The organism is Pseudomonas sp. Marseille-Q0931 (genome assembly GCF_940789645.1).
In the GTDB taxonomy this organism is placed as follows: domain Bacteria; phylum Pseudomonadota; class Gammaproteobacteria; order Pseudomonadales; family Pseudomonadaceae; genus Aquipseudomonas.
The window spans coordinates 1,289,766-1,305,330 of sequence record NZ_CALNWT010000001.1; the positions used below are offsets into that span (position 1 = coordinate 1,289,766).

General features: G+C 63.5%; 11 protein-coding genes. 5 read left to right on the forward strand and 6 right to left on the reverse strand.

What is annotated here, in order from left to right:
• Positions 1–31: 31 nt before the first annotated feature.
• Complete coding sequence (locus tag P3C50_RS06220; RefSeq protein WP_343252180.1) at positions 32–970, reverse strand: DUF4880 domain-containing protein; 939 nt, start codon at positions 968–970, stop codon at positions 32–34.
• On the reverse strand, positions 949–1,467 hold the full coding sequence (locus P3C50_RS06225; RefSeq protein ID WP_275545292.1) for a sigma-70 family RNA polymerase sigma factor: 519 nt from the start codon (positions 1,465–1,467) through the stop codon (positions 949–951). Before P3C50_RS06225 ends, P3C50_RS06220 begins: the two co-directional genes overlap by 22 nt.
• Positions 1,468–1,802: 335 nt before the next feature.
• On the opposite strand from P3C50_RS06225, the gene P3C50_RS06230 reads away from it, so the two are divergent.
• The 4 genes from P3C50_RS06230 to P3C50_RS06245 all read left to right on the forward strand — a co-directional run bounded on the left by P3C50_RS06230 (position 1,803) and on the right by P3C50_RS06245 (position 7,325).
• Positions 1,803–2,987: an acetyl-CoA C-acyltransferase gene (locus P3C50_RS06230; protein WP_275545293.1), complete on the forward strand. Its 1,185-nt coding sequence runs from the start codon at positions 1,803–1,805 to the stop codon at positions 2,985–2,987.
• 245 nt (positions 2,988–3,232) lie between these two features.
• Positions 3,233–4,780 carry an AMP-binding protein gene (locus tag P3C50_RS06235; protein ID WP_275545294.1) on the forward strand — a complete coding sequence of 516 codons (1,548 nt, stop codon included), beginning with the start codon at positions 3,233–3,235 and terminating at the stop codon, positions 4,778–4,780.
• A 9-nt stretch (positions 4,781–4,789) separates the two neighbouring features.
• Positions 4,790–5,953 carry an acyl-CoA dehydrogenase family protein gene (locus tag P3C50_RS06240; protein WP_275545295.1) on the forward strand — a complete coding sequence of 388 codons (1,164 nt, stop codon included), beginning with the start codon at positions 4,790–4,792 and terminating at the stop codon, positions 5,951–5,953.
• A gap of 70 nt (positions 5,954–6,023) precedes the next feature.
• A complete protein-coding gene (locus P3C50_RS06245; RefSeq protein WP_275545296.1) occupies positions 6,024–7,325 on the forward strand; it encodes an MFS transporter in 1,302 nt (433 codons plus the stop codon).
• On the opposite strand, the gene P3C50_RS06250 is transcribed toward P3C50_RS06245, so the two are convergent.
• A complete protein-coding gene (locus P3C50_RS06250; RefSeq protein ID WP_275545297.1) occupies positions 7,289–8,257 on the reverse strand; it encodes a LysR family transcriptional regulator in 969 nt (322 codons plus the stop codon). The genes P3C50_RS06245 and P3C50_RS06250 overlap by 37 nt on opposite strands.
• 504 nt (positions 8,258–8,761) lie before the next feature.
• Between P3C50_RS06250 and P3C50_RS06255 the strand changes: the two genes are divergently transcribed.
• A complete protein-coding gene (locus P3C50_RS06255; RefSeq protein WP_275545298.1) occupies positions 8,762–10,147 on the forward strand; it encodes a DUF1254 domain-containing protein in 1,386 nt (461 codons plus the stop codon).
• 95 nt (positions 10,148–10,242) lie between these two features.
• Here the strand turns inward: P3C50_RS06255 and P3C50_RS06260 are convergent, their stop codons facing one another.
• The 3 genes from P3C50_RS06260 to P3C50_RS06270 form a co-directional block, all read right to left on the reverse strand.
• Positions 10,243–12,207, reverse strand: a complete 1,965-nt coding sequence (locus tag P3C50_RS06260; RefSeq protein ID WP_275545299.1) for an alkyl/aryl-sulfatase — start codon at positions 12,205–12,207, stop codon at positions 10,243–10,245.
• 103 nt (positions 12,208–12,310) lie between these two features.
• The gene (locus tag P3C50_RS06265; RefSeq protein ID WP_275545300.1) at positions 12,311–13,654 is read right to left on the reverse strand and encodes a DUF1329 domain-containing protein; all 1,344 of its coding nucleotides are present in this window, start codon (positions 13,652–13,654) and stop codon (positions 12,311–12,313) included.
• A gap of 2 nt (positions 13,655–13,656) precedes the next feature.
• A complete protein-coding gene (locus P3C50_RS06270) occupies positions 13,657–15,525 on the reverse strand; it encodes a DUF1302 domain-containing protein (RefSeq protein ID WP_275545301.1) in 1,869 nt (622 codons plus the stop codon).
• Positions 15,526–15,565: the final 40 nt, after the last annotated feature.

Below are 15,565 nucleotides of genomic sequence, written 5' to 3' on the forward strand. Positions count from 1 at the left end.
CCGGATGAACAGCCAAAGTCCGACAAATTTTTTATGCGATGGGCACGACGCGCACCCACCAGCGGGTTCGCTCCACCAGCGTCACCGGCAGTAGATGGGTGATGTTGCGCAACATCAGCTCGGGCTCAGCGAGGCGGAACACGCCGGACAGGCGCAAATCAGCGACCGCCGGATCGCAGCCCAGCCAGCCATGCCGGTAGCGCCCGGCCTCGGCGAGAAAGTCCGCCAGGCGGATGTCGCTGACCACCAGCAGACCGCGCGCCCAGGCGAACGGGTCGAGCGCTCCTCGTTCCAGCGTCGTCATGCGGCTCGCCGATACCGCCAGCCCTTCGCCTGCCTGTAAACGATGCTGCCCTGCCGCGGCACGAACCCGGACCTCGCCCTGCTCGACCCGTATCTCGCTGCGGTCGTCGTACTCGCGCACCGACATGCGCGCGTGCCGCCCCAGGCATTCGGCAAAATTGCAGCGCAGTTGCCATCGCTCACCTTCCACCAGCGCCTCGCCACTCCGCAGCAAAAGCTCCTGCCCGCGTACATCGATGGCGCTGCCGGTGTTGAGCAGCACCTCGACATCGCCCGCCAGCTCGAGCCGCCGCGTTTCGCCGGTGGCCGTGGCGAAGTCCGCCCGCCACACAGGCGCCGAAGCTGCCGCCAACAGCGTGGCGCTGCCGGCCGTCAGCCCAAGCAGCTTGAGCATGCGTCGGCGACTCAGGTCAGCCTCGGCGCGCTGCAGTAGCGGGATGGTTTGCGCTGCATCGGTAATAGGGGTTACCCGAAACAGCCCGGCCATCTGCTGCAGGCGCTGCCAGGCCAGGTCATGCCGTTCGTCCTGCTCCAGCCAGGCCTGCAGTCGCTGCTGCAGCTCGGCACTGGCCGGATCAGCGCGCAGGCGCATCTGCCACTCGATGGCTGTACGGACAATGGATTCAGGTGGCTGTCCGGCGCCTTTCACGCCGACGCCTCGAAACACAGGCGATAGCAGTGCAGCAAGGCGCTGGCCACATGCCGCTCGACGGTGCGACTGGAAACGCCCAGTTGCCGTGCCACCTGCGCATGATTGAGGCCGCCGAGCTGGTACAGCAGAAACGCCTCACGCACGGCGGGCTTCAGGCCATCGAGCAAGCGTGCGATCCGCTCCAGGGACTGCAAAGCCTCGTAGCGAACCTCCGGCGAGGGATGGCTCGCCTCGGGCAACTGCGCCAACGATTCGAGATAGGCACGTTCCAGCGCATCCCGTCGCCAGTGATCGATCACCAGCCCGCGCGCGATACGCGCCAGCAACGCCCTGGGCGCCCGATCATCGACGGGCTGGCCTCGCACCAGCAGGCGCAGAAAGGTGTCCTGAACTAGATCGGCGGCCTGCTGCGAACAGCCCACAGAGCGCCGCAGCCAGCCATGCAGCCAGCCCTGGTGCGTGCCGTACAGCACGTCGAGAGGAATGATCGAATCGATTTCGGAGGAAGACATAGCGCGGCGCAAACCAGCAGGCTGAAATGCCATGGAGCAGCATGGCGACCGCGCGAACATTAATGGCGAATCATTCTTATTTCAACCTTTCCCCCTAAGACTCGGCAGACGGCATCTCGCGGCGTTACCTAGGTGTGGCTAAAAAAAAACCTGCTCGCATAAATTCATACGCTGAATACCTGGCATCACGACATGTCATTTCTAAAATAATCGAGGCCCTCTTAGGGTGGCGATGGGCTCTTTGATCTCAATCCTGCTTGAGGCGAGCAGTTTCGTTACTGAATGAATGCCGAGAGCAGAGCCAATCCCAAACCGCCGATTCCCCGGGAGTAACCATGCAAGACGCCGTTATTGTTTCTACCGCTCGCACCCCTATCGCTAAAGCGTACCGTGGTGCCTTCAACGACCTGAAGTCTCCGAGTATGAGTGCTATCGCTATCCGTGCCGCCGTACAACGCGCTGGCATCGAAGCTGCTGAGATTGAGGATGTCGTCATGGGCACAGCCATGCAGGGCGGCACTGCCTCCACCAACCTCGCTCGCCTATCGCTGCTGGCTGCAGGCCTGCCATTGACCGTAAGCGGCCAAACCGTGGACCGTCAGTGCGCTTCCGGGCTCATGGCCATCGCGACTGCGGCTAAACAGATCATGGTCGATGGTATGCAGGTCACGATCGGAGCCGGCCAGGAGCAGATCAGCCTGGTGCAAAACGCACATATGCAGTGGGCTGCGGCCGACGCAGATCCACAGGTCACCAATCAGGTGCCGCACGCGTATATGCCGATGCTGCAAACCGCTGAATGGGTCGCCAAGCGCTACGGCATCAGTCGAGAGGCCCAGGATGCCTATGCGCTGGAATCACAGCGACGCACTGCTGCAGCACAAGCCTCTGGCGTGTTCGACCACGAAATCGTGCCCGTTACCTCACGCAAGAAGTTGGTGGACAAGGACACCGGCGCTGTCACCTTTGAGGACGTAACGCTCAGCCTTGACGAAGGCAATCGCCCGCAAACATCGCTAGAGGATTTGCGCAAGCTGAAAGCGGTCATCGAAGGTGGATGCATCACGGCAGGCAATGCCAGCCAGCTGTCTGATGGCGCCAGCGCATGCGTCCTGATGAATGGCAGTCTGGCTGCGCAGCGAAATATTGCGCCACTCGGCCTTTATCGTGGCATGGCTGTCGCCGGGTTGGCCCCAGAAGAAATGGGCATCGGCCCCGTCTATGCGGTGCCTAAGTTGCTCAAGCAGCACGGGCTTAGCGTCGACGATATTGGCTTGTGGGAGCTAAATGAGGCGTTCGCTTGCCAGGTGCTGTACAGCGCCGAAAAACTCGGCATTGATCCAGCGAAACTTAACGTCAACGGTGGCGCAATTTCCATCGGCCACCCCTATGGGATGAGCGGCGCACGCATGGTCGGCCACGCCTTGCTGGAGGGCAAACGACGAGGTGCGAAATATATAGTGGTGACCATGTGCGTGGGTGGAGGTATGGGCGCAGCGGGCCTGTTCGAAGTGCTGTAACTGTCGAAGACGATACTTCCCAACCGAATCAGGGCGCCCAGCCCTGATTTCCCTTCTCGGCGTATATCGCCCTCTCCCGTTTGAAACCTGTCGTATGGCTGCACAGCAATCGCCAATTTGCTGCAGGTGCCTCTGCCTCCGGCCATTCCATAACGCTATGGGCTGCATCGAACTCTTGTATTAGTTGCGAGGAAAGCGAACTGACTAGCATCGGCAACCATTATCCAGCCGATGAGAACAATAAATTGAATCTTGGAAAAATCATCAGCCGTAGTGCACGTTATTGGCCGGAACATGAGGCTCTGGTCGACAGCAAACAGCGCATCACCTTCTCCCAGCTCGAACGTCGCACCAATCGCCTGGCCTCGGGTCTGTTCGATCTTGGCCTGCAGCCCGAGGCCCATGTCGCCATCCTTGCCCTGAACCGGGTCGAACTGGCCGAAGCGGAAGTCGCCTTCTACAAGGCGGCCATGGTCAAGGTACCGATCAACGCCCGCCTGTCCCTGGACGAAATCATCCAGATTCTCAACGACTCGCACAGCCAGGCGGTGATCACCGAAGGTCGCTTCGCCGCGGCCCTGCACGCCCGCCGTTCGGAGACCCCGCGTCTGCGCTGGATCATCTCGCTCGATGACGAGGCTGGCGATATCGCCTATCGCGCGCTGCTGGCGGGCGGCAGCGAGGCGCCGGTGCACAGCGACCCGGCTGATGACGCCCTGGCCGTGCTGCACTACACCTCCGGCAGCTCCGGGGTCCTCAAGGCCGCCATGCTCAGCTTCGGCAACCGCAAGGCGCTGATCCGCAAGAGCATCGCCAGCCCTACCCGCCGCGCCGCGCCAGGCGACGTGATGGCCCATGTCGGCCCCATCACCCACGCCAGCGGCATGCAGATCATGCCGCTGCTGGCGGTAGGCGCCTGCAACCTGCTGCTGGAGCGCTATGACGACCGGCTGCTGCTGGAGACCATCGAGCGCGAGCGGGTGACCCGCCTGTTCCTGGTGCCGGCGATGATCAATCGCCTGGTCAACTTCCCCGAGGTGGAGCGCTTCGATCTCTCCAGCCTGCGCCTGGTGATGTACGGCGCCGCGCCCATGGCGCCAGCGCTGGTCAAGCGCGCCATCGAAGTGTTCGGTCCCATCCTGGCCCAGGGTTATGGCGCTGGCGAAACCTGCTCGCTGGTGACGGTGCTGACCGAGCAGGACCACCTGGTCGAGGACGGCGACTTCAGCCGCCTGGCCTCGTGCGGTCGCTGCTACTTCGAGACCGACCTGCGGGTGGTCAACGACGATTTCGAAGACGTGAAGCCCGGCGAGATCGGCGAGATCGTGGTCAAGGGCCCGGACATCATGCAGGGCTACTGGCAGGCGCCGGAGCTGACCGCAGAAGTGATGCGCGACGGCTACTACCTCACCGGCGACCTGGCCACGGTGGATGAGCGTGGCTACGTGTTCATCGTCGACCGCAAGAAGGAAATGATCATTTCCGGCGGCTTCAACATCTACCCCACCGAAGTAGAACAGGTGCTCTACAGCCTGCCGCAGGTGTTCGAGGCAGCCGTGGTCGGCGTGCCCGACGAGCAATGGGGCGAAGCCGTGCGCGCCGTGGTGGTGCTCAAACCGGGCGAGAGCCTGAGCGCCGAGGCCATCATCGAGCATTGCGGGCGCAGCCTGGCCAGCTTCAAGAAACCGCGCGCAGTGGACTTCGCCAAGGAGCTGCCAAAGAACCCCAACGGCAAGGTGGTGCGCCGCCTGATTCGCGAAGCCTACTGGCAGAACAGCGACCGCCGCATCTGAGGAACGAACATGACCAAGCCAAGTGAAAAAGCCGCTCGCCTGATGGAGGGCATCAACGCCTTCGCCCGCGACGAACTCGCCCCGCTCGCCAAGCGCGAAGGCATCGTCTGGGGCGAGCCGGTGGCCAAGCCGCTGCTGCGCGACATCTGGCGTCGCTCCTGCGAGCTGGGCTTCTACAACGCCATGCTGCCAGAGGCCTTGGGTGGCGCCGGCCTGGGCGTCGCAGACCTGTGCGCACTGAAGGAGGCAGCGGTGCTCACGGGTTCGCCACTGGCACCGCACATTCTCGGCGAGCTGTCCGGTCCGCCACGGGTCGGCCACCTGTTCAAGGTCGCCAACGAGTTCCAGGTGGAAACCTTTCTGCGGCCCATCTGCCGCGCCGATAAAGCGGTGTGCTTCGCTCTCACCGAAGCAGAGGCCGGGTCCGATGCCACCGCCATCGGCACCGAGGCGCGCCTGGAGGGCGACCACTATGTGCTCAACGGCGCCAAGCGCTATATCTCCGGTGCGCCCTATGCCGACCTCGCCGTACTGCTCGCGGTCACGGAGCCGGGCCGCGGGCCGCAGGGTATCTCGGCGTTCTTCGTCGACCTGCACGCCGAAGGCGTCAGCATCGACAGCGACTACTCGGTGATGTCCGGCGGCGGCGCCCACGGCAACATCCTGCTCAAGGACGTGCGCGTGCCGGTGCAGAGCCGCATCGGCGACGAAGGCGCCGGCTTCAAGCTAGCCATGGGACGTATCACCCTCAATCGCCTGCTGCACTGCCCGACCATGCTCGGCATGGCCGGCCTGGCGCTGAACCTGTCGCTGGACTATGCCCGTACCCGCAAGCAGTTCGGCCAACCCATCGCCATGTTCCAGTCGATCAACCATATGCTCGCCGACATGGCCACCGAGTTGTACGCCGCACGCAGCATGATGTACGCCACGGCAGCAAACAACGACGCCGGCGGCGACATCAAGGTGCAGGCACCGATGTGCAAGCTGTATGCCTCGGAGACTGCCTTCCGCATCGCCGACAAAGCGGTGCAGATCCATGGCGGCGCCGGCCTGATCAAGGGCCATCCGGTCGAATGGATATTCCGTGCGAGCCGTATGATGCGCATCCTCACCGGCACCAGCGAAATCCAGCGCAACACCATCGCCAAGGACATCCTGATGCCCAACTAGGGCTCAGGACAGGCCCGTCCCCCACGCGGGGCGGGCCTTTTTCATAAGAACAAGACAGAGAATCTCCGCCATGACACTTGAAGCCCCTGCCTTCAATGCACGTAAAGCCTGGATCATCGCCTTCCTGCTGGCCTTCATGATGCTGGTCAACTTCCTCGACAAGGTGGTGATCGGCCTGGTAGCCGTGCCCATGACCCAGGAATTGGGCCTGAGCCCGACCGAGTTCGGCCTGATCGGCGGCGCGCTGCATTGGTTCTTCGCCATTTCGGCCGTGGTCGGCGGTTTCCTCGCCAACCGTCGGCCAACCCGTACCCTGCTGCTGGGCATGGGCCTGTTCTGGTCGCTGATCCAACTGCCCATGCTCTTCGCCAGCTCCCTGTGGATGATCGTCGCCTGCCGGGTGCTGCTCGGCATCGGCGAAGGCCCCGCCTCGCCCGTCGCCACCCACGCCCTGTACAAGTGGTTTCCGAATGATCGCCGCAGCCTGCCAGTGGCCCTGCTGCATTCCGGCAGCGCCATGGGCCTGCTGGTGGCCGGCGCGATGATTCCCTGGATCAGCCTGAACTACGGCTGGCGAGTCAACTTCGCGGTACTGGCCGCCATCGGCGCGGTGTGGTGCGTGCTGTGGCTGCGCTTCGGTCGTGAAGGCAGCCTCGACAGCCTGCGCATCGGTCAGCCGGCTGCGGATTCCGATCGCCTGCCCTACCGCCGTCTGCTCAGCGATGGCAGCGTGCTGGGCAACTACATCTGCCACTTCGCGGCCAACTGGTCGCTGGCGTTGACCCTGACCTGGGTGCCCAGTTACCTGGAGATCGGCCTGGGCATCGACCCACTCAAGACCGGGCATATCTTCGTCATGTTCGTGGTGGTCACCACCCCGCTCAGCCTGTTCATGGCCTGGCTGTCGCAGCGCCTGCTGCGCAGCGGCTACTCATCGCGAATGGCGCGCGGTGCATTCGTTTCGGTATGCCTGATCGCCAGCGGCCTGCTGTCGGCCTCGCTGATACTGACCGAGCTGTCGGTCGCCACCCGCGTCGCCTGCCTGACCCTGAGCGGCGGCCTGGCACTGGTGATGTACTCGGTGGGCCCGGCGATGCTCGGCGAGTTCACGCCCAGCAGCCAACGCGGCGGCATCCTCGCCATCGGTAATGCGGTGGCCTCGCTGGCCGGTCTGTCTGCGCCGGTGATCACCGGCATGCTGGTTCAAGGTGCAGGCGCCGCGCATCCGTTGGGCTATGCCCAGGGCTTTCTGGTATGCGGCGGCGTGCTGGTTGTCGCCGGCCTGATCGGCCTGGTGAGCATGAATCCGCAGCGCTCGCGCGAGCGCCTGGGGGCTCAGGAGGTCATTTCAGCGGCAAGCTCGCGAGCCTGATCTGCCTCTGCATTGCGCTCGATCAGGCTGCCGCGCCATCGCCCGTCGCTGACCATCTCCAATAACAACCCGCGCACCAGGTCGCGCATGCAGGACGCAGCGAAGGACAGCGGCCGGTGCGCGGAATGGGCGATGGACACGGTACGGGTGATGCGCGGCTCGACGATCAGCCGCGCTGCAGTAGATTCGAACAGCTCCGCCAGCGGCGGCCAGTTGCAGATGGTCGCCGCCAGGCCATGCCTTACCAGGCTGGCGACGCCGGGAGCAGATTGCTGCTCGAACACCACGTTGAGCGTCACCCCCGCTTCCATTGCCGCCTGCTCGATGCGCCGACGCAGATGCAATGCTTTGGGCGCCATCACCAAACGGGTGGCCGCCGCCTGAGCGAGGCTGATCGGCATACCGCTCTCTGCCGACGAGCCCGGCCCCACCCAGTACAGATCCTCGGTGAAGATCGGCTCGGCCACCACATGCTCGAGCTCCTCGGCATTGGGCAGCACGCCAAAATCCACCTTGCCCAGTTCGATGGACTGACCGCCCTCACGCGTCAGCCCATCGCAGATGGTCAGGTTGATGGAAGGAAACTTGGCTTCGGCACGACGAATGATTTCCGGCAGCAGCAATGCCGAAACCGTCGCAGGGATGGAGATGGACACATGTCCGATGGGGTTACCGCGGGTCGAAGCCAGCTCGTCCTTTACCGAATCGAGCTTCTGCACCACCGATCGCGACACTTCGTACAACCTTCGCCCGGCATCGGTTAGCGCTACGCCGTCGTGCTGACGCTCCAGCAACTGCATCTCCAGTTCGCTTTCCAGCAGGCTGATCTGCCGACTCAAGGCAGGCTGGGCGATGTATGCCCGTCTGGCCGCTGCGGAGAAGCTCCCTGCCTCGGCGATGGCAATCAGATAACGAAGTTGCTTGAGGGTCATGCGGTTCTCTCTGGGGCCATACCGAAGCGTTATGGCATCTATCCGAAGACGCTATTTGTGGGGCTTTGCGCGCCTTCCTAGTATCTCCGAAACGCCACCGCGAAGGGAGTCCTGGCAACGCCGGCATACCGACTGAAAGGACTCGCGAGCTTACGTTGGCAGGTGTCTGGTTGGTCTTTTCGGCTCGACAGCACAGCGTACAAGCGAGGGATGAAACACGCTTTCGCGGCTTCGTTGAAACGCACTTTTTACGTCGTCGGAGTACCCGAGCCAACGACGTTTTTTTATTCCGTAGCACCACGTCAGTGACCTTGCATCGCAAGCCACTCAGCGAACGATGCCCGGCGCACTGACGACTCCCCTACTGCCCCATCCACGCCCTGGTTGTCATCAGGCGAGAAGGTCGGCAGCCCTTTCACAACCGGAGATAACAACAATGCATATGCCTTCGGCACGGCCCACTGCGGCCACTCCTATCCACCAGCGACGCGGGAGAGCCTACCTATGAGTCGCCTTAGCAGACGTCGCTGGGCACTGGCCCTCGCCAGTACCGTCGCATTAGGCGGTCTGGCTGCATATCGCGTGACGGAGCAGGCCAGGGAAACCGCGCAGGCCTATCTGTTCGCCTACCCCCTGGTGATGATGGAGCTGACCAAGCAACACCAGCAGTTGATGGGCACCACCTCGATAAACGGCTTTCGCCATAGCCGACGCTTCCCGGGTGCAAGCTTCAACAGCGTTGTGTCGCCGAATGTCGACACGCTGTACAGCATCGTGCACTTCGACCTGCGTCATGAACCGGTAGTGATGAGCATCCCCGACACCACCGGTCACTACTACATGATGCCGATCATGGACGCCTGGACCAATGTGGTCAGCAGCCCCGGCACCCGTACCATCGGTAGCGCCGCGCAGGACTTTCTGGTTGCCGGTCCGACCTGGCAGGGCGAGGTCCCGGCAGACATGCAACTGATCCGCATCCCGACTCAGTTGGCCTGGATGATTGGCCGTATCAAGAGCCGCGGCCCCGCCGACTACAGCGAGGTCCATGCGCTGCAGAACCGCTTCCGACTCATGCCATTGAGCGCCTGGCAAGGCCGGCAGAGCGATACGACGCCAACCAGAATGACCGAACTGCCCCCGCTGGAGCGCGGCAAGGGGCCAGACAGGCAACTGTCCGGCTGGAGCCGCGAGGCGTTCTTCACTGCTTTCTGCACCCTGCTGCGGGATAACCCCGCCCGCGCCGAGGACGCACCCATGCTCGAGCGTATCCGCGCCGCCGGCCTGCTCGATGATGACTGTGACCTGCAGCAGTCGCCCCTGCAGCGGCTGGGCAGCGCGTTGGGCTACCGGCGTGTGGTGGCCCTGCTCGAGGACCGCCAGAGCCTCATGGGCAAGGGTAAAACCGACAACGGCTGGCGCATCGGCTACGAGCTGGGCGAATACGGCACTCGGTACCAACAGCGGGCACTGGTGGCAAAAATCGGACTGGGTGCCAATGAGCCGGACGACGCCATCTATCCTAATCTGCATGTCGATGAGCACGGCCAGCCATTGTCCGGCCAGCATCGCTACGTGCTGCACTTCGCCGCCGACCAACTGCCGCCCGCACGGGCCTTCTGGTCACTGACGCTATATGACGAGCGCCAACTGCTTTCGGCCAACCCGATCAACCGCTACTCCCTGGGCGACCGAGATGACCTGCATTACAACGCTGACGGCTCGCTGGACCTGTATATACAAAATCAGCAACCGCTCGAAGCCGAGCGACGTCGCAACTGGCTGCCGGCGCCACTGGGGCCGTTCAATCTGTTCCTGCGCCTGTATTGGCCACGGCCTGAAGTACTGGAAAAACGCTGGTTACCGCCGATGATCAAGACCCAGTCCTGAGACTGACGCGCACCCGCGCCAACCGAGCCCTGCATAGCGCAAACGAACAAACGCCCCGCCCGGTCCACACCGGGCGGGGCGTTTCGCGTTGCAGCTCAGGGTGTGACCAGGTTGAACTGCGGATTCGCCTCGTCCAGCCCGCCGAGCAGCTTGAGCAGTTGCACACGTCCACTGTCGATCTCGATGCCGCCGATGGTCGCCTCCTTGAGGAAGCCGGTTTCCTTGAGGGCGATGCGGTCGAGCAACGCCTTGGTCATGCTCACGCCGATATCCGCCTGTGCGTGGCGCGAATCCTTGCGATGGGTGAGCACGCCGTTGCGCAGGGTCAGCGCGTAGTCCTCGTCCAGGTCGGTGAAGCGCCAGTTGATCAGCAGGTCGCGGTCGGCCTCCTTCATGGCATCGATGCGCACCGCCAGATAGTCGAAAAACATACTCGGTGTCAGCGCCCGCACCATGTCCGGCGCGCCGTTGCGTGCGCGGGCCTCGGCCACGCCCTGACGCAACTCGTGAGCACCGCTGAGGTAGACGTTGCGCCATGTGGCGTTCTCGCTCTGGTAGCCGAGCTGTTCCAGTGTGTCGGCCTGCAGGGCCCGCGCAGCGGCGTTGTCCGGCTCGGCGAACACCAGGTGATTGAGCAATTGCGCCGCCCAGCGATAATCGCCTGCCTCGAAGGCCTGACGCGCCGCCTTCAATACGGCCTCGGCACCGCCCATCACCGCTACGTAACGGCGTCCGGCATCTACCGGCGGCAGCGGGTCGAGGTTGGCCGGGTTGCCATCGTAGAAGCCCATGTAGCGTTGATACACGGCGCGTACGTTATGACTGAGCGAGCCATAGTAGTCGCGGCTGTACCATTTGCCGGCCAGGCGCGGCGGCAACGAAGACAGCTGCGCGGAGATCTCGGTGGGGGTCAGCCCCTGGTTGATCAGGCGCAGCGTCTGGCTGTCGAGGAAGGCGTACATGTCGCGCTGGTCGGCCAGGTAGTCGCGGATATCATCACCGCCCCAGGTCGGCCAGTGATGCTGGGCGAACAATACCTCTGCCTCGTCACCGTAGCGCACCAGCGCCTCGTCCAGGTAGTGCGCCCAGACCTTGGCGTCGCGTACCAGGGCGCCGCGCAGCGTCAGTACGTTGTGCTGGGTATGGGTGGCATTCTCGGCCATGCACAGGGTCTTGAACTGCGGGAAGTACATGTTCATTTCCGCCGGAGCCTCGGTGCCCGGCGTAAGCTGGAATTCGATCGTCACCCCGTCGATCTCGTGCGTTTCCAGCGGTTCGACGATCAGGTCGGTGGGCGCGATCAGGGTCACCGTGGCGTTGATCGGGGTGCCCTTGCCGAGTCCCGCATCCACCTGGCCGCGTTCGCCCCGGGGCAATACCGCGCCGTACATGTACTGGGCCCGGCGCATCATCGCAGGCCCAGCGAGCACGTTCTCGCTGACCGCATGCTCGTAAAAACCTTCCGGGGCGATCACCTTGACCTTGCCGGCTTGCACGTCGGCCTCGTCGATCACCCCGCGTACGCCGCCGAAGTGGTCGACGTGCGAGTGGCTGTAGATCACCGCCAGCACAGGCTTGCGCGGACGGTGCTTGTAGTACAGCTCGAGACCGGCGCGGGCGGTCTCGGTGCTGATCAGCGGGTCGATGATGATCAGTCCGCTGTCGCCCTCGATCACAGTCATGTTCGACAGATCCATGCCACGAATCTGGTAGACACGCTCACGCACTTCGAACAAACCGGCGATGTTGTTGAGTTGGGCGATGCGCCAGAGGCTCGGGTTGACGCTCGCGGGCGCATCGTTGCCGTCGAGGAAGTTGTACGCCATACGGTTCCATACCGGCTTGCCGTCAGCATTCTCCACCACGCCGGTGAAAGGCTCGATCAGCCCGCGACGGGCGCTTTCGAAATCAGCGCGGTTCTCGAACGGCAAGCGCTGCAGCCAGGCCTGATTGCGCTGCTGGGTGATCTCGGTGGCCGGCTTTGCGGATACCGGCTGTTCGGCGTGGGCGCCGAGGGCGATTAGCGCCAGCGCCAAAGCACTTAAGCGAAAGATGGGCATGGTCTTGTCCGTTATTTTTTGAAAAGGAAATGCGAGAGGTCGGCTCCCCGAAGAGAGCCGACCAGGCGAGGCCGCTGAGCCGGTCCGCCAGACTGTCGCGCCGTTACTTGCCCAGGCGCTTCAATTGCGCGGGGGTGAACTCGGACTTCGACAGAGTCTCGCCGTAGCGAGCCTTGCTGGTGATTTCGTTGGTCAGATAATTGACCGCGTAGCGCCCGGACATCAGGTCATAGGTCGCTTCGGCTACGGTGAGCGGAAGCTGGATGTCGTGTAGCATGGCAATGTGCGATTCGTAGCTGCGCCACAGCTCGCCGCGGCTGTCATAGATATCCGAGGCGACGATCTGCCAGGTGTCCTCGTCGAGGTAAAAGCGGCGCTTGGCGTAGACATGGCGCACGCCAGGCTTGAGCGTAGCCTCGACCACCCAGACGCGGTGTTTTTCGTAACGCGCATGGTCCGGGTTGAGATAACCCGGCTTGAGCAGGTCGGCGTAGGCAGTCTGCTTGCTGGCCATGCGGTAGGCGTTGTAGGGGATGAGCATTTCCCGCTTACCCTGCAACTTCCAGTCGTAGCGGTCGGGGGCACCATTGTAGCCATCGACGCTGTCGGCCACGACCTGGCCGAAGCTGTAGCGCGCACTGCTATCGTAGGCCACCGTCGGCGCCCGCCGCACGCGGCGTTGTCCCGGATTGTACTGCCAGGCCGAGCGCACGCCCGCTACCAGGTTGAGCGGCTCGTGCACCAGCGTCACCTCGCCGGCGTAGCGCGAAGGCGCGGTCGTGCGCACGCGGTTGAGCAGCAGCAGATTCTCGTTCGGCTCGAGATCGCTGATGTTCTCGCGAAATACCGTCAGGGCATCCGAGCTGACCACGGTGTAGTCGCCCTTCTCCTGCACGGTGGCCGAGGAGAACTGGCGACGGATGGAGCCTCCACGGTAACGCGTGAGGTGGTTCCACATCACTTCCAGGCCTTCGGTGGGCTGCGGGAACGGCACACCGAAGTGGTAGCCATCCAGGCCGTTGCCGTCGTCACTCAGGGTCACCTTGGCCAGGTTGGCACGGGTCTCGTCCAGATGCCTCTGCGGCAGCGTGGCACTGCGGTGAGTCGGGTAGACAGCCATTCGGTAGTCGGCATGGCGGGCCAGCATGGCCTGCTGACCGGGGCTGAGCAGGTCTTTGTACTGCTCGGCGTTGGCCTTGCTGACCACGTACAGCGGTTGCTCGGCGGCGAAAGGGTCGCTGTAGTCGCCGTTGCCGCTGATCGGCGCGGCCCCCGCTTGCATACCACCCTCCCAGGCCGGGATGCTGCCGTCGGCATTGCCGGCACGCTCAGCACCCACGGGAGTCAGCGGACCATCCAGGCGCGCGGGGTCATTTTCCTTGGCATGGGCCAGCGTACAGGCCGCCAGCAGGCCGAGGGCGAGAGGGACAATCTTGAAGGCAGTCATGGTCAGAAGCTCGCTTTGACAGTGACCGAGGCATAGTCGCGGTCATCGATGAGGGAAAACTCGTTCGAGCCGAAGAAGCTGTTGTAGGCCAGTTCGAGCGAGTACTCGTTGCGGTAGTCGAAGGTCAGGGCCAGACCGAGGGCCTGCTGGCCTTCCTGAAAATTGGGGCCGTAGCCCTCGACGTCATGGCGCCAGTTGATCGATGGAGTCACCACCGTGGCAGGGATCAGGCCCTCGTAGCTCAGCCCCATGCGCAGCCGATAGCCCCAGGAGAAGGCGGTCATTACGCCGTGCGTGTTGCAGTGGGTGGCGGCGGCCAGCTCCGCGTCGGTCAACCCGGCCGGGTTCTGCGCCGACGGCGTCGAGCAGGCGGCGCCATCGGAGGTCGGCGTACGGCCGAACGCGCCCGCGCGGCCGAGGCGTTCGTCCTGCGGATCGAGACCGCCGATCCAGTTACCGCCAAGTTCCGCCGCCCAGGCCAGGCGCTGCGCGCCGAGCACGTTAGAAAAACTGTCGGCGGCGCCCAGGCTGAACTGCCAGACTTCCTTGCGCACGTAGCCGTCCACGCGGCTGCCACGCGCAGCGGCCAGCTCGGCTGGAGTCATGGGCATGATCCAGCTGTTGCGCTGCCCGGCAAGTAGGTTGATCAGATCGGCGGAATTGACGCTCAGCGGCATGTTGGGCCGGTAGGTCAATTCGCCGAACACCGCGGTGCTGCCCAGCACGCCGCTGATACTGGCGCCGAACAGGCGGATGTCCTCGGGATATACCGTGAAGTAGTCACCCGTATTGAGGTTGGCGCCGGGATTGCCGCCGGCGTTGGGTGCCTGGCGGGCGATCACCCCGGACAGCAGCGGCGTGCGGCTGTGGTAGTTGAGGTAGTACAGCCCCAGGTCGGCATCGTCGAGCGACTCGATCAGGTAGTGCACCGCCAGGCCATACTGGCCGCTATCACGCGCCCAGTCGGTGGCGGTGCGGCGCAGATAGCGCTCGGCTGCCGGCATCATCCCGGGCGGTGCGTCGAGGGCGTTCTCGATACCAGAAATATCGGTGGTCGAGATGCCGCCGGCGATCAGCTTCTCGTGCTGGCAGCCCTCCTGCAGCGCATCGTTGGTGCTGAAAAAGGTGCCGCAGCCCTCAAGCACCGAGGGCCGGAAGTTGTACTGCAGGAAGCCCTCGACACTCAGGCGGTCGGCCAGGTCATAGTTGAAGGACACCATCTCCACCGGCAGCAAGCCTTCCTTCAGCTCGGTGCCGGGGCGGTTGAATGCCGAGACGTCCAGAGGGTTGATGGCGTTGACCCCATTCTGCAGGAACAATGCCTCGCCCCAACTGAGCACGTGCTTGCCGACCTTTACACTGAGCGGACGCTCGGCAAGCTCGAAGTCCTTCCACAGGTAAGCGTCGAGTACCTCGAAGCCCTGAAAGCGCGCCAGGCGCTGCCAGCCGGAATCATCGAAACGCCGAAAGTCGCCATTGCCGGTGGCCATGGCATGGTCATACCAGTATTTGAAGCGAATGAACGCCCCCTGGCTGCCGTCATTAAGGTCGAATTCGGTCAGGCCCTTGAACAGCGTTGAGATGGTGTCGCCCTTGTCGAAATTGAGCTTGCCGTCGTCGCCGTTGTAGTTGGTGCCCACGCCCACCTTGCCGATGCTGGCGGCATCCGCCTTGTTGAGCAGGTGCTTGTCGGCATTTTGCAGCGACCAACTGGTGCCCAGCGAGAGGGTGCTGTGGGTCGTCAGGCTCCAGTCTTCGTCGAGCTGCCAGGTGGCGGCCTGTAGCAGCGATGACTGGCCGGCCAGGGCGATGCCAATGGCCAGTGCGGCAGGGGCGGAGCGATGTCGGGGACACGCGATGAAGTGGTTCATGTAACCCTCTCGTTGTTTTTGTCGGGTCCGTTTCGCGGGC